Raw genomic sequence first — 15,381 nt, forward strand, 5'->3', positions numbered from 1 at the left:
CCTTATCCTACTAAACTTTTTACTAATTCTGCACCATTTTTAAGATTGGTTGCTGCTTTGATATTTTTAAGATTTGAACTATCTAAGATCGCTTTTGCTTCAGCTGCATTTGTACCATCAAGACGCACTACGATAGGAATGTTCACCTCAACATTTTTAGTTGCCTCCAAAATACCATTTGCGATTCTATCACAACGAACAATACCACCAAAAATATTGATAAATATTACTTTAACATTTTTATCTCTTAAAATGATTTCAAAAGCTTTTGCAACTGTTTCAGCAGATGCGCCACCGCCCACATCTAAGAAGTTTGCAGGTTTTGCACCACTATAATTGATAATATCCATTGTTGCCATAGCAAGTCCTGCACCATTTACCATACAAGCAACATCACCGTCTAATTTTACATAACTTAAACCAAATTCAGCTGCTTCTCTTTCAGCAGGATTTTCTTCTGTGATATCTCTAAGTTCGGCAATCTCTGGATGGCGATAAAGTGCACTGTCATCAAAACTACATTTTGCATCAAGAGCGTAAAAATCTCCTTCTGCAGTTTTAATTAAAGGATTGATTTCAAGCATATTCATATCTTTATCCATATAAAGCTTATAAAGTTTTGCTATCATAGAAATAAGTTTTTTGCTTTCATCTTTATCAAGTCCTAAAACTCTCGCTACTTCAAGTCCATGAAACATTTTAAAGCCAATTTGTGGATCAATGCCTACTTTTGCGATTTTTTCAGGGCTTTCTTTAGCCACTTTTTCTATATCCATCCCCCCTTCGCTTGAAGCAATGATTGTAATTTGTTCTGCCATTCTGTTAAATAAAATAGCCAAATAATATTCTTTTACTATATTTGCACCACTTTCTATATAAAGTTTTTGCACGAGCTTACCTTCAGGTCCTGTTTGATGAGTAACCAAATTCATTCCTAAAATTTTACTTGCATAATCTTTTACCTCATCTAAATTTTTAGCGATTTTAACACCACCGCCAAGACCACGACCACCTGCATGGATTTGAGCTTTCACAGCCCAAACGCTACCGCCTAATTCTTTAGCATTTTCTACAGCTTCTTCTACGCTAAATGCAACCTTTCCCTTTAAAGTAGGGATACCATTGTCTGCAAAAATCGCTTTTGCTTGATATTCATGTATATTCATTTATCTTCCTTTATATATTGATATTTTATTAATGATTTTTTTACCTTGTCTTTTTCTTCGTCGCTAAGTTCAAGCTTCATAATCTCAACAACGCCCTCTAAACCCAATCTTGCCATAGTACCTAAAGCTTTATTTTGCACTCCAAATTCTCCATGCAAAATCACACTCATAGGTAAAAATTCTCCACTTCTTATGGATTCGAGCATTCTTACACAAGCGCTTGCAGGTGCCAAATATGCTGAAGTTTTAAGATGTTTAATCACCTTTGCTCCACCGGTTTTAACTTCATTTTCCAAATCCTCAAATTCTTCTTCGCTTAAAAGTTCTCCGAGTTTTTGATTTTTAACACTTGCATAAGATTTTACTAAAACCATATCATCATTATGAAAACCAATTAATCTTGTATCCACACTTGAAATTCTAGCTTTTAACTTTTTAGCTACTTCATACTTAAATCTTGCATTGTCTAAAACCCCTGCCATAGCAACAATTTTTTTAGAAGAAAAAATTCCACTCTCATAAAGAGTATTGAGCAAAAAATCCACCGGATTTGTTAAAATGATAAAAAGTGGATCAGGATTAAATTCTTTAATTTTTTTAGCACAATCAAGCATAATGTTTGTATTTAGCTGCAAAAGCTCTTCTCTACTTTGGCCATCTTTTCTTGCAAATCCTGCGCTAAAAAGCACAATATCAGAATTTTTTGTATAAGCATAATCCTTAGTACAAGTTAATTCTATGTCTAAATTTAAAGCAGCTATGCTTTGGGATAATTCTAATTCCCTTGCAATCAATAAATCTTCATTGATATCAACTAAAACAATCTCATTTGCCAATTCACGCAAAATTAAAGCATAGGCTACGCTTGAGCCTACATTCCCTGCACCGATGATTGTGATTTTCATCTTTGTCCTATTTTTTCTATGATAGCATTAAAAGTTGCACTTGGGCGCATAATTTTATTTGCTTTCTCATCATCAAATTTATAATATCCACCCAAATCGACTTTCACACCTTGTGCATCATTAAATTCGGCTCTAATTTTTTCTTCATTAGAGGAAAGCTCTAAGGCAATATCTTTAAAAAAGCTTTGAAGCTCCATATCATTTGCTTGTCTTGCCAAATGATTTGCAAAATACATTGCTAAATAAAAATGGCTTGTACGATTATCATCTTCTTTTACTTTTCTTGATGGAGCTTTATTGTTTTCAAGCCATTCACCTATAGCCTCATCAAGACATTCTGCTAAGACTTTAGCTTTATGATTGCCACACTTATTTGCATAAAATTCTAAGCTTGCTTGTAGGGCTAAAAATTCACCCAAGCTATCCCAACGCAAATGATTTTCTTCGACTAATTGTTCTACTTGCTTTGGTGCTGAACCTCCTGCTCCGGTTTCAAACATAGCTCCACCATTTAACATTGGTACAACTGAAAGCATTTTAGCACTTGTTCCAAGCTCTAGAATAGGAAAAAGATCGGTTAAATAATCTCTTAAGACATTTCCTGTAATAGAAATAGCATCTTTTCCAGCACGAATCAATTCTAAGCTTTTTAAGCAAGCTTCATAAGGAGCAAGGATAGCTATATTTTTATTTTTTTCCTTAAGACGGTTTTGAACTAAATCTATCATAATTTTATTACTAGCTCTTTTACTGTCTAGCCAAAAAATCGCTTCAGCTCCTGTCAAATCAGCTCTTTCTATACCCAAATCGATCCAATTTAAAACAGCGTCAAATTTAGCTTGATTGGCTCTATAAATATCACCTTTTCTAACTTTATGCTCTAATAAAACCTTACCTTTGGCAATGATTTTAAACACTCCATCTTCTTTAGCAACAAATGTTTTATCATGTGAGCCGTATTCTTGAGCTTTTTTAGCCATCAAACCTACATTAGATACACTGCCTAATTTCGCAGGATTTAAAGTGCCATTCTTATGCAAATCTTCGATAACCGCTTCATAAATAGTTGCGTAAGTTTGATCAGGGATAACTGCATTTGTGTCTTTTTCTTTGCCTTCTTTATCCCATAATCTTGCACCATTTTTAAGCATAGCAGGCATAGAAGCATCAACAATAACATCGCTTGGAACATGTAAATTGGTGATACCCTTATCTGAATTTACCATAGAAATATCAGCACGACTGTTTAAAATTTCGTTGTATCTTCTTAAAATTTCGTCTTTCTTGCTTGAAGTTTTCACCTTGCTTAAAAGTTCGCTCAATCCATTGTTTGGATTGATTCCAAGTGTTTCAAATTCATCTTTAAATTCATCAAATAATTCTTTAAAAAAGATTTTTACCGCATAACCAAAAAGTATAGGATCGCTTACTTTCATCATCGTAGCTTTTAAATGAAGAGAGAAAAGTAAATCATTATCTTTGCTTGCTTTGATTTCTTTAGCATAAAAATCTTGCAATTTTTCTACATCCATAAAGGTTGCATCTAAAATTTCATTTTTTTCAAGCTTTAAGCCTTCTTTTAAAATTTCACTTTTGCCACTATCTGCGACAAATTCAATACTTGCTACACAATCCTCATCGATTAAAACCGCTTTTTCATTAGAAAAGAAATCACCTTCTTTCATATAAGATACACGAGTTTTAGAATTAGGATTAAACTCAACCACACGATAAGGATTATTCTTTGCATAATCTTTTACCGCTTTAGTAGAACGGCGATCTGAATTGCCTTGTCTAAGCACAGGATTAACTGCTGAACCTAAAACTTTTTGATATTTTGCTTTTATTTGAAATTCTTCATCGTTTTTTGGTTCGTCTGGGTAGTTTGGTAACATATAACCCTTTTCCTGCAATTCTTTAATAGCAGCTTTCAGCTGTGGAATAGAAGCTGAAATATTTGGAGTTTTGATTAAATTTGCATCTGATTTTTTTACGAGCTCACCCAAAAGCTCCAAAGCATCTTCGCATCTTTGATCTTCTTTTAGATACTCACTAAAAGTAGCTAAAATTCTTCCAGATAGCGAAATATCAGAAGTTTTTACTCCTATATGCGCCTTGCTTAAAAAAGCTTTTACTATAGGTAAAAACGAATAGGTCGCAAGTGCTGGAGACTCATCTGTCAAAGTGTAAGTAACTTGCATTTTCTGTCCTTTTAAACACTAATTTTATTTTTCAATCTAAAGTATATTACAATTAAAAAAAAATGCAAGAGTAAATTTAAAGTTTGTTTTAGTTTTAAAACAAACTTTAAACACTTTTAATTAAACAAATTAGAAGGAAGTTGTATGATATTTTTAATCAAATTAAAAGGGGTTTTTAAAGTATCGCTTAAAATTTGAGTGTGAAATTTTGGATCATCTAAAGCGCCATCGACTTTTATATTGGCGCTTATCTCTTGATTTTTCCCCAAAATAACATAATTTAAAATCGGAACCTTTGAAATAGTTTCAGAAGCTGATTTTAAAGTTTTTAATTCTAAATCTATATCTATGGTATTTAATCTTAAATTTGCACTGCCTAAACCATACAAATCCATACTGTTGCCATTTAAATTAATCGCTTCAAAACTTAACAAATCCTTTTTACGATTAAAAACAACTCTTCCATCATGCAAACTTAAACCTTTTTCATTAAAAGTAGGAGTTTTAAACATCAAAAGACTTGGAACCGTATCGATAAAAGATATAAGCTGATTAACCCCTTTAAGGTCCCTTATAAAGGTATCTTTAAAATTAAATTCCCCCTCAAAATAATCTAGGCCACTACCTATCACGCTAAAATTAAAGACACCCTCTTGCACAGCCCGTTTTTGCAAAAATTCATTCAGATGTTCATCGTTTATATTTTTAATAAATAATTTCAAATCATTAGGACTATAATGAAGATCAAAATTTGCATTCTTGCGAGTAGCCCTAGCATCTAAGATATCACTTTTTAAATTTGCCTCCATTTTATCGAAATTTAGAGTTTTGTTAAAATCTGCTAAAATCAAAGTGAGATTTTCTCCATTAAGTATAATATTTTGAGTATTTTTTGCTATATCAAATGAAGAAGTAGAAACATTTTCATCTTTTTGGTAAATATAAGTTAAATTTTTAAGATGTATGGTTTTATTATTATCAATAACCTTAACATTAGCTAAACCACTTTGTGTATTTATGTTTAAAACACCACTTTTACGAACAATACCAAAGCTATCATTTTCGTAAGGCTTGTTATTAACCAATAAGTTATTTTTAAAATGAGCATCCTGTATTTGCGCATTAAAATCATTAAAGTCTACACTTTTATAATAAATACTTTTTGCACTCATAAAACCGAATTTTTTTAATAAAGGCGAATGAGGGATTAAAATATTAGGATTGTTTGCATATGCCTCAAATCCTTCTTTAAAATTTAAAGTCAAATCCCATTCTGGCACACTAAGCTGTAAATCATCTGTATAGTCTAAATTTATCTTTGTTTTTTGATTTCTCATATCAAAAAGCTCGCCATTGTCAAAATATAATCTTGAAATTTGAGTATCAAAAATACCCTTATGGGTAGCTAGATCGATTTTAGCATTAAAATCTGCTTCCAAAAACTCATTTTTTACGCTTGCATTTTCTATACTCAAATCATTTTGATTTAATTTAACAAAAGCTCTAGCCACGCTAAAATTTGCTAATGAAAGCTCCGCATTTTCTAAAGACAAAGTGCCATTATATTTTACATCACCCTTTTCGTTAAAATCGATTATAAGCTCTAAATCACTTCCAAGTTTTCCATTTTTTTGGTAAAAAGGTAAATTTAAATCATAATTTTTTAATGCCTTAGCAAGTTTTTCATCAAATTTTAAATTTTTAGATTTGATACGCAAGTAAATTCCATGCTTTTTATTATCAAATAAATCATATAAAAACACCTTGCTTTCACTTAAATCTGATTCATTATAACTTGCCTTATTGAAGGTAAAATTTAATTTTTGATTGCTTAAATTTAAATCAAGTTTTGGAAAATTAATAGCATTCATTTGATTATCCAAACGAACTTTTACATTATTTGCATAACCCCAAGCACTGATATCATCAAAATAATAATTATTTTTAGAAAAATCAATAAAACCTTGAATAAAATCAAAATGATAAAAATCTCCTTTAGCCCTATGCGCAACCCAAAGAACTAAAGGTTCGGGCAATGCTATTCTTTTTTTTGCTTGATTGAAGATAGTGGTAATATCTCTAATATTGATATCTTCAAATTTATAGGCTAGGTTTTGATTTTTGTAAGAAATATTTATCTTAAAATCAGCCAAATCACTATTTGCTTGGCCTTTAAAATTATAAAATTCACTTTTTGCATTAATACTTAAATTTCCATCTATGCTTAAATTATAATCTTTAAGCAAAAGATTTTTAATATCAGCATTAATTTCCTTTCCTTCTCTGTGTAGCGCAAGTTTTAAAAACAATAAATCATTATCTACAAAAAATTCATCATTTTTAAACAATATACGCATATGATTATCTTTGATATTGAAATTTTGTATGTCTATTTCCTCAACAAAAGTATAAAGATATTTTAAATTTTTAGTAATATTTAACAATTCCTTAGAAGCAAAGTCAGAATTTACATTCTTATCATCCTGAATACTTGCATTGTTATCTTCATTAAATGTGATATTTTTTGCTCGTACAATGAGTTTTTTATCTAATTTAATATATAATTGCTCCAAATTTAAAAAACTAAATTGGATATGAGATATGAGAATACCATTCTTAAGAACTAAAAATACAACTGAGATAAATACAATTAAAACAAGTAATGCATATACAATTTTCTTTTTCATTAGAAACTTCTTTTTGATATTTATTTTAGGAATTTTTTATTATTTAACACAACCTTTAAAAAGCAATTCTGTTGTTTTTTTGCCTCAAGGTTCCATTGCTCAAATTATAACACATCTAAAACAAAATAAATATGAAATGAGCACGATTGATAAATATATCTTATTTTTCTTGGGTCATCCTCAATCAGGCTGGATAAATATAGGCACAAAAGAACTCAATAGAATAGAATTTTTACACAAACTCACCATAGCTAAAGCAGCATTAGAAACCCTTACTCTCATCCCTGGAGAAACCAGTGTGATTTTTTTAGAGCAAGCTGCAAAACAATTAGAACTTGATAAAAACACGCTTTTAGCCGAATTTGAAAAACAAGCTACATATAAAGAAGGGGTTTTTCTTCCTGAAACTTACAAAATTCCAAAAGGAATCACAGAAGCACTTTTGGTTCAAGTTTTGCTCAAACATGCAGAAAATTCAAATAGAAAAACTTCGGAGAAAATTTTTGGCGAATACAATGCCAAAAAATGGCACCAATACATCATAACAGCATCAGTCATTCAAAAAGAAGCGGCTAATGAAAGCGAAATGCCTATAGTTGCAAGCGTTATTTATAACCGTATAAAAAAAGGTATGAAGCTCCAAATGGATGGAACCTTAAACTATGGATTTTATTCTCATACAAAAATCACTCCTCAAAGAATAAGAGAAGATAATAGCTCTTATAATACTTATAAATTTGAAGGTTTGCCTAAAGAAGCAGTTTGTAATGTCTCTTTATCCGCAATTCGTGCTGCTATCTTTCCTGCAAAAACTGATTATTTATATTTTGTAAGAGATAAAACCACAGGGGCGCATATTTTTAGCACCAATCTCAATGATCATAATAAAGCCATTCAATCACAAAAAAACAAATAACTAAAATTGCAAAAATTTATGCAAGTTGGAACAGTATTTGCTTGTTAATTTTTGAAATGATAAAAAGGATAAAAAATGATTAACCCATTCAAATCAAAAGAACTTATCACAAGTGCTTTAGCGGGTAGAAATTTAAGAAATCAACTCATCAATGCAAACCTTGCAAATGTTGACACTCCTTTTTATAAAGCAAGAGATATTGAATTTGAAACTGCTTTAGTAAATCGTGCAAATGAAATCTTTAAAAAAAATGATAATAAAGAATTACAATTAGCAATAACTGAAGAAGGACATCAAAAACCTTGGAAATTCCCAGATCCTAGCAAATCTACTATTTATCTAAGGGATGGACATTTAGCAAGAAATGATGCAAATACTGTGGATTTAGATGTTGAGACAACTGAAATGAGTAAAAATACAGTGATGATTACAGCTCTTGATGGGGTCTTAAGAAGACAAAGTAATATTTTTAGCTCTATACTTGATGCAAGTTCTAAATTAAGTTAAAGGTAAATTATGGCATACTTAAGTGATTTTGATATTAGCGGATATGGTTTAAGTGCGCAACGCTTTAGAATGAATGTTATTAGCTCCAATATAGCTAATGCAAACACAACAAGAACAGCTGAAGGCGGACCTTATCGAAGACGCGAAGTGATCTTTAAAGCGACAGATTTTGATAAGCTTTTAAACGAGCAAATTAATAAGGACAATAACTTTTTAAAATATGAAAATCCTTTAAATGATCCAAGCTCACCTGAAGAGGCAAAGCCTGCTATACAAAGCGTTGTTGTAGATAAAGTCGTAAGAGATGATAAAGATTTTCGTATGAAATATGATCCTTCTCATCCTGATGCTAATGCGCAAGGCTATGTAGCATATCCAAATGTAAATCCTGTCATCGAAATGGCAGATTTGATTGAAGCAACAAGAGCTTATCAAGCTAATGTTAGTGCTTTTACAAGTGCAAAAACCATAGCTCAAAGTGCGATTGATTTATTAAGAGGATAATAAAATATGAATAATATTAATGATTTAAGATTAAATAATAACATTTCAAATGCAAACAAAAGCCAAAATTCTAATGATAAAATCGGCGATGAATTTGCTAAAATGCTTAAAAACGAAATCGAAGATTTAGATAAAACTCAAAAAACTGCAGAAGCTGCGATGACAGATATTGCAACAGGACAGGTAAAAGATTTACACCAAGCAGCTATTGCTATCACAAAAGCTGAAAGCAGTATGAAATTTATGCTAGAGGTTCGAAATAAAGCTATCAGCGCTTATAAAGAAATCACAAGAACACAAATTTAAGCTGTATGCAAGAGCATAAGAAAAATCGTGTTTCAAAAGTCGCCTTTGCTTACTGCATGGCGCTTTTTTTTATGATCATTTTTCTTAGCTCTACCTTTTTTCTCACTTCAAAGCGCCATATCCCCAACACTGAAAAAGATCAATACTCTCTTGCCTTACGCGGAAATATCATCACTAAAGATAATTTTACTATCACAAGCTCAAGGCAAATTTATCGCGCAGAAATTGATTTAAGAAGTATCAATAAGGATAAATTTGATTTATTTTTAAAGCTTTTTCAAATATATAGTGGAATTAGCGATGATGAAATTGCAGATATTAAAAAAAGAATTCAAAAACAGAAAAAACGATCCTATCATTTTATCCTTTCTCAAAATTTAGATTCTAAACAAGCAAGCTATCTTAGAGATCTTGCAAAAAAGCTTTATATACAAGGATTTTTTAAAGCATTTACCAATAACCTAGGAAAGGTTGAAACAAGAGGTTTAAGCATTATCGAACATGAAGAAGATAGAATTTATATGTCTAAAGATGCTTTAACTCCAGCCATAGGTTATACTAAAATGGTTTTAGATCCTCAAAGCGGAATTTTAAAAAATGTTGGAGTAAAAGGACTTGAAAAATACTATGACGACTGCTTAAGTCCACTCCAAAATGAAAAAATTCAAGGCCTAAAAGATATAGGTGGAAATATAATCTTAAATTTAAACTCATTGCAGCAAAAAAAGATTGATGGCTGTCTTTTATATCTTAATATATCCTTAAAACTTCAAAAAAGTATTGAAAAAGCGATTGATGGAAGAAATGAAGATTTAAAAGCTAATGAAATCATAGTCGGAGTTATGGATAGTAAAACAGGTCAAATTCTAGCTCTGGCAAGTTCTAGGCGTTATGATCCCCAAAATCGCGGTAAAGATTTATCTGTTTTAAATGCAAGCGCTATAGAGTATGGATATGAAGCAGGATCGGTTATCAAGCCTTTTATTTTTACAACTGCTCTAAGACTTGGCAAACTCAAGACAGATGAAGTAATTAACACCTATGGTGGAGCTTATAAACTGGGGCGTTTCACTATTAGAGATGATCATAAAATGGATAAAATGACTATGGAAGAGGTGATTAGATATTCTTCTAATATAGGTATGATACAAATTGCGAAAAGATTGAGTAATCTTGAAATCATTGCTGGACTTAAAATTTTTAAATTTGGCGAAAAAAGCGGAATTGACTTGCCTTACGAGCAAAAAGGAGAAATCCCTAATTCCAAGCGCTTAAGAGATATAGAAAAGTCGGTATTAAGCTATGGATATGGCTTAAAAACAACCTTTATACAACTACTTGCTGCTTATAATGTTTTTAATAACAATGGAGTTTACATCACTCCGCATTTGGCTGAAAAATTCTATCAAGATGGACGCTTTGTAAGTCTTGAAGAGGATATCAAAAAAGAAGTTATTTTAACCCCGCAAGCAGCGCAAACCATGCAAAAAATTCTTATTGATGTTATAGAAAAAGGCACAGGAAAAAAAGCTATCACTCAAGGTATAATCGTAGGGGGTAAAACAGGAACTGCGCGTATTGCAGAAAGACAAGGCTATACCTCCAATCGCTATAATGCTTCTTTTTTCGGTTTTGCCAACGATACAAAACATAACTATACCATAGGGGTTTTAGTAAGAAACCCTACCAAGCCTTATAGTTACTATGCTGCTCAAAGTGCTTTGCCTATGTTTAAAGATGTTGTAGATATTTTAATCAATGAAGATTTTCTAACCCCTATCATCACAGAAAATAATCAAACTCTTAATTAATATCATCCCAAAGCACCTTTTCTCTTGCGAAAATGATTTCAACGGCATCTATAAGATCTTTAGCAATCTTAGCAATAAAACTTGTATCATTAATTATAGATATACCCTCTGCGGTAGTGATTTTTCTAACTAAAATAAGATGTTCGACATTATTAAGAATTAAACCATCAATTTCTTTTAGAATTTCCTTGCCTTTTTGAAGATTTTTAATAATCAAATACACTTTTTCATCGTCCACGCTTCTAAGCTCTTGAATACTTCTTAGCAATTCTCCCAAATTAGATCTTATTTTATTGTATTCTAAGGCCAAATCTTTATTACCGCAATTAGAGTATTTTTTGATATTTTCTTGAACTAATTTTAAATTTTTAGTTGCCTCTGTAAGATTTTTAGCAGCGATTTTAAAAGTAAAAATTCTGTGATTTTTAAGTTCATCATCTATGTGAATTTGCGCTTTGGTTGAAAAGTCAATGATAGCTTCAAAAAGCACTTTGATTCTAGTTTGATACAAATAATCCAAATCCACATTTTTACTAAACCATTTTTTATTTTGCAAAATTTCTTCAAAGCTTTTATTGCTTTGTATATCTTTACGACTCAACCCTATAGCATGAGCGATAATCGCATACGCATTATCATAAAGATGTTCGCTTTCTTTTCGCAAAGCTTCGATAGCTGTATCACTAAATTTCAATAAACTAGGTTCAAGATATAAGGGTCGATCTTTATTTTTATCTTTAGGTGCTTTAACGATTTTGTTTAAAAAATTTACCAATTGTGGGATAAACAATACAAAGATAAATATTCCTAAAAGATTAAACAAAGTATGAAATAAGGCCATTTTTAAAGCTAAATTTTCTATATTTAAAATTTTTGCCATCCCATTTAAAAAATCAATAAAATAAGGAAAAATAAGTATGATTATAATTGCAATAGTAAAATTAAAAATACAATTTGCAAAAGCAAGCTTTTTGCCCTCAACATTAGTACTTAAAGAAGCTAGCACAGCTGTTACCACACCTCCTACACTCGTACCCAAAGTCGCTGCTAAAGAATTTTCAAAACTGATTTGCCCTGTCAATAGTGCTGCGACTATAATGGCTATTGTTGCTGTGCTTGATTGAATAATACCTGTAAGCAAAGCCCCAAGACCTACAAAAATCAACACTCCCTTAAAACCTGTAAAATCAAAATAAGACAAATCTATAGCATCTTGAAATTCATTAAAACCATTTTTTATATAATCCACTCCTAAGAAGAAAAAACCTATACCTATAAAAATATTTCCAAAACTTTTAATCATATTATCTTTTTGAAAGAAAAACAAAACTCCAATTACGAGCAAAGGTATAGCCAAGATAGAAATATTAACTCTTGTAAGCCAAACAATCAACCATGAACTTGCAGTATTTCCCAAATTTGCACCAAAAATAATACCCACACCAGCAACTAAAGATATTAGTCCTGCGCTCAAAAAAGAAAGAGAGATAATCGAAACTAAAGTTGAAGATTGCATGATAAGAGTGCTAATAGCACCAAAAAGTATGCTTTTAAGTTTTGTATTTGTCGAGTGAGTAAGAATTTTTTCAAGCAAGCCGCCACTAAAAGATTTAAATCCTAGGCTTAAATTGGTCATTCCTATAAGTAAAATTGCAACTCCAGCCAATAAATTAGCCAATTCACTAAATCGAATTAAAGCAAAGATTAAAACCAAAGTAAAAATACCCCAAAAAGTCATCTTGAGATATTTTAAAAAGTTTTTGCGTTCTTGCACCTTAGCCTCTAAGCTTTTCAAATTCATTCATCAAATTTTCTCTTAAATTTTCAGCCTCTTCTTCGCCATTTTCCAAATATTCAAGCAATAATTTTTCAAGCTCTTTTAAAAAATCAAAAAGCTCACTTTGCCATACACTATCGCTTTTATTGCTTAAATTCATTGTTTGTATGAAGGTAAGCTCTCTGCTTAAATCCCCTAATTTTTCCAATAATTCATCTTTTTTATCTTGATCTTTTAAGGTAAAACTATTATTTTGAACCCCATCCTTAAATTCTCTAATTCTTTCATCGATAATATCACAAAATTTGGGATAAATATCTGATTTTATAGGCTCAAGCAAGGCCTTTTCATCTATATTTAAAGTAAGTTTTTTAAGTGCAAAATAAAGGAGTAAAAAAGATAACGCTGCTATCAACAAATAAAGTCCTATCATATCAAGCCTTTTAATGCCAACATCCCACCATCTAAATTTACACTTTCTAAACCGAGTTCATTTTTAATAAAATTTGCAGCCATCATACTTCTATGACCTCCACGACAAATAAAAGCAAGTTTTTTATTTTCATTTCTTCTCGCTTGAAATTCTTCTAAAAAATTAGCATTTAAAAGCCCATGATTATCATACAAAGCTACACATTCAGCATGAGGTAAAACACCCTCCTCCCATTCAGCTGGAGTGCGAACATCAAAAATTTGATATTCGCTTAAATCCTGCTTCATCCAAACACTTGCTGGGAGATTTGTAATCATGAGAAAGCCTTAGTGATGATTTTTGTAAGGCTTGCATTAAATTCAGCCGGATTATCCACACCCATACCTTCGCTAAGTTTTGCCATATTTAAAACTAAGGTTGCTATATCAGCACTAAAAGTTTCATTATTTTTAAGACCTGTAAAAATGGCGTGTTTTGGATTGATTTCTAAAATAGGTTTAAAGTTTTGTTCTTGTCCCATTTGTTTTAAAAGCTGCTGCATTGCAAAATCAGGCTTATTTTTATCATAAACAATACAACTTGGACTATCTTTTAAACGACTTGTAAGTCTCACATCTTCAACTTGATCCTTTAAAAGCTCTTTAAATTTAGCCACCAATGGAGCAAATTCATTTTTTTCCTCATCGCTTAATTCATTTTTATCTTCAACTTGATTAATGGCTATAAATTTCAAGCCTTCATATTCTCCAAGCATAGGAGTAACCAAAGAATCAATCTCATCATCCATAAGTAATACTTCTATATTTTTTTGCTTATATTCTTCAAGTAAAGGTGAATTTCTAAGCAAGCTTTCATTGTTTCCAGCGATATAGAAAATTTCTTTTTGCTCGCCTTGTATATCATTTTTATATTCTTCTAAAGAGCGCAAACTTTCACCCTTAGTGCTTTTATAAAGCATGAGTTTTAAAAGACTGTCTTTTTCGCCACCAAAACCATAAAGTCCCTCTTTTAACACTTTGCCAAAATTCTTAAAAAAGCTTAAATATTTTTCTTTATCTTTATTTTTAAGTTTTTCAAGCTCGCTAAGTATTTTTTTAACGCTGGCTTCTTTTACGCCTTTTAAAATTTGATTTTCTTGTAAAATTTCACGGCTTACATTAAGTGGTAAATCCTCTACATCAATAATCCCGCGCACAAAACGCAAATAAGTCGGTAAAAGCTCCTTATCATCATCGCTGATAAATACGCGTTTTACATAAAGTTTTAATCCGCTTTGATAATCCACACGATAAAGATCAAAAGGTGCATTTTGCGGAATAAAAAATAAAGAATTGTATTCTAATTTTCCCTCACTCTTAGTATGAAGATAAAGCAAAGGCTTGTTAGAATCGTGAAAATTTTGCTCATAAAATCTTTCATAATCCTCTGCCTTAAGGCTTGATTTTTGCATTCTCCACAAGGCATTAGCTTTATTAATTTGAGAAATTTTAAGCTCGGTTTTTCCTTCTTCCTCGCCCTCTTTAGCAGGGATAAATTCCTCTTTTTCCATAAAAATTGGAAATTGGATATGATTTGAATATTTTTCTATAATACTTTCGATTTTATAAGAATTTGCAAATTCATCATCTTTTAAATATAAAGTAATACTTGTCCCTTGCTCTTCTTTAGTCGCATCTTCAATCTCATAGCCATTTGCATCAGAAATCCAAAGATAAGCTTTATCATCTAAAGCTTTTTTGCTTAAAACTTCGATTTTACTAGCCACCATAAATGCAGAATAAAAACCTACACCAAATTGTCCTATAAGTTGAGAATCTTTTTTTGCATCACCACTTAAATTCTCTAAAAAACTTTTTGTACCACTTTTTGCTATGGTTCCAAGATTGTTAATAAGATCATCTTTATCCATACCTATACCATTATCGCTAATAGTAAGGGTTTTCTTATCTTTATCGATTTTAATATCTATTCTAGGTTCAAATTTTAAACTTTTATATTTATCATCACTCACGCTTAAAAAATTAAGTTTATCTAAAGCATCACTTGAATTTGATACAAGTTCTCTTAAAAATATTTCCTTGTTTGAGTATAAGGAATGAATCATCAATTGTAAAAGTTGATTTACTTCAGTTTGAAACTGCATTTTTTCTCCTTTATAAATTTTGAAA

13 protein-coding genes are annotated in these 15,381 nt (G+C 31.0%); 5 read left to right on the forward strand and 8 right to left on the reverse strand.

From position 1 onward, the window contains the following. Window positions 1–2: 2 nt before the first annotated feature. From sucC to CCO88_RS04545, 4 genes are all read right to left on the reverse strand, one after another. Entirely contained in the window at window positions 3–1,166 is a 1,164-nt protein-coding gene (gene sucC, locus CCO88_RS04530; protein WP_002812561.1) for an ADP-forming succinate--CoA ligase subunit beta, read from the reverse strand. Continuing rightward, complete coding sequence (locus CCO88_RS04535) at window positions 1,163–2,071, reverse strand: malate dehydrogenase (protein WP_002776081.1); 909 nt, start codon at window positions 2,069–2,071, stop codon at window positions 1,163–1,165. The genes sucC and CCO88_RS04535 overlap by 4 nt, the downstream gene beginning before the upstream one ends. Then, window positions 2,068–4,272: an NADP-dependent isocitrate dehydrogenase gene (locus CCO88_RS04540; RefSeq protein ID WP_002780875.1), complete on the reverse strand. Its 2,205-nt coding sequence runs from the start codon at window positions 4,270–4,272 to the stop codon at window positions 2,068–2,070. Before CCO88_RS04540 ends, CCO88_RS04535 begins: the two co-directional genes overlap by 4 nt. A gap of 116 nt (window positions 4,273–4,388) precedes the next feature. Then, window positions 4,389–6,959: a YhdP family protein gene (locus tag CCO88_RS04545; protein ID WP_002804760.1), complete on the reverse strand. Its 2,571-nt coding sequence runs from the start codon at window positions 6,957–6,959 to the stop codon at window positions 4,389–4,391. On the opposite strand from CCO88_RS04545, the gene mltG reads away from it, so the two are divergent. The 5 genes from mltG to CCO88_RS04570 all read left to right on the forward strand — a co-directional run bounded on the left by mltG (window position 6,874) and on the right by CCO88_RS04570 (window position 11,003). Next, on the forward strand, window positions 6,874–7,875 hold the full coding sequence (gene mltG / locus CCO88_RS04550; RefSeq protein WP_002776077.1) for an endolytic transglycosylase MltG: 1,002 nt from the start codon (window positions 6,874–6,876) through the stop codon (window positions 7,873–7,875). The two genes, CCO88_RS04545 and mltG, sit on opposite strands and share 86 nt — an antisense overlap. Window positions 7,876–7,950: 75 nt before the next feature. Further along, entirely contained in the window at window positions 7,951–8,382 is a 432-nt protein-coding gene (flgB, locus tag CCO88_RS04555) for a flagellar basal body rod protein FlgB (RefSeq protein ID WP_002776076.1), read from the forward strand. Window positions 8,383–8,391: 9 nt separating this feature from the next. Further along, window positions 8,392–8,886 carry a flagellar basal body rod protein FlgC gene (gene flgC / locus CCO88_RS04560; protein ID WP_002776072.1) on the forward strand — a complete coding sequence of 165 codons (495 nt, stop codon included), beginning with the start codon at window positions 8,392–8,394 and terminating at the stop codon, window positions 8,884–8,886. Window positions 8,887–8,892: 6 nt separating this feature from the next. Next, window positions 8,893–9,192, forward strand: a complete 300-nt coding sequence (gene fliE, locus CCO88_RS04565; protein ID WP_002776071.1) for a flagellar hook-basal body complex protein FliE — start codon at window positions 8,893–8,895, stop codon at window positions 9,190–9,192. A gap of 5 nt (window positions 9,193–9,197) precedes the next feature. Further along, entirely contained in the window at window positions 9,198–11,003 is a 1,806-nt protein-coding gene (locus tag CCO88_RS04570) for a peptidoglycan D,D-transpeptidase FtsI family protein (protein WP_002791851.1), read from the forward strand. On the opposite strand, the gene CCO88_RS04575 is transcribed toward CCO88_RS04570, so the two are convergent. Genes CCO88_RS04575 through htpG form a run of 4 tightly spaced genes read right to left on the reverse strand, consistent with a single transcriptional unit; the run spans window position 10,996 to window position 15,356 of the window. Next, window positions 10,996–12,804 (reverse strand): Na/Pi cotransporter family protein, encoded by a 1,809-nt coding sequence (locus tag CCO88_RS04575; protein WP_002839600.1) that lies wholly within the window; start codon window positions 12,802–12,804, stop codon window positions 10,996–10,998. The two genes, CCO88_RS04570 and CCO88_RS04575, sit on opposite strands and share 8 nt — an antisense overlap. Beyond that, the gene (locus CCO88_RS04580) at window positions 12,779–13,213 is read right to left on the reverse strand and encodes a hypothetical protein (protein ID WP_002780864.1); all 435 of its coding nucleotides are present in this window, start codon (window positions 13,211–13,213) and stop codon (window positions 12,779–12,781) included. The genes CCO88_RS04575 and CCO88_RS04580 overlap by 26 nt, the downstream gene beginning before the upstream one ends. Next, window positions 13,210–13,530 (reverse strand): rhodanese-like domain-containing protein, encoded by a 321-nt coding sequence (locus tag CCO88_RS04585; protein ID WP_002780862.1) that lies wholly within the window; start codon window positions 13,528–13,530, stop codon window positions 13,210–13,212. Before CCO88_RS04585 ends, CCO88_RS04580 begins: the two co-directional genes overlap by 4 nt. Further along, complete coding sequence (htpG, locus tag CCO88_RS04590; protein ID WP_002839601.1) at window positions 13,527–15,356, reverse strand: molecular chaperone HtpG; 1,830 nt, start codon at window positions 15,354–15,356, stop codon at window positions 13,527–13,529. The genes CCO88_RS04585 and htpG overlap by 4 nt, the downstream gene beginning before the upstream one ends. Window positions 15,357–15,381 lie beyond the last annotated feature (25 nt).

It is taken from the genome of Campylobacter coli LMG 9860 (genome assembly GCF_000254135.1).
Classification (GTDB): domain Bacteria; phylum Campylobacterota; class Campylobacteria; order Campylobacterales; family Campylobacteraceae; genus Campylobacter_D; species Campylobacter_D coli.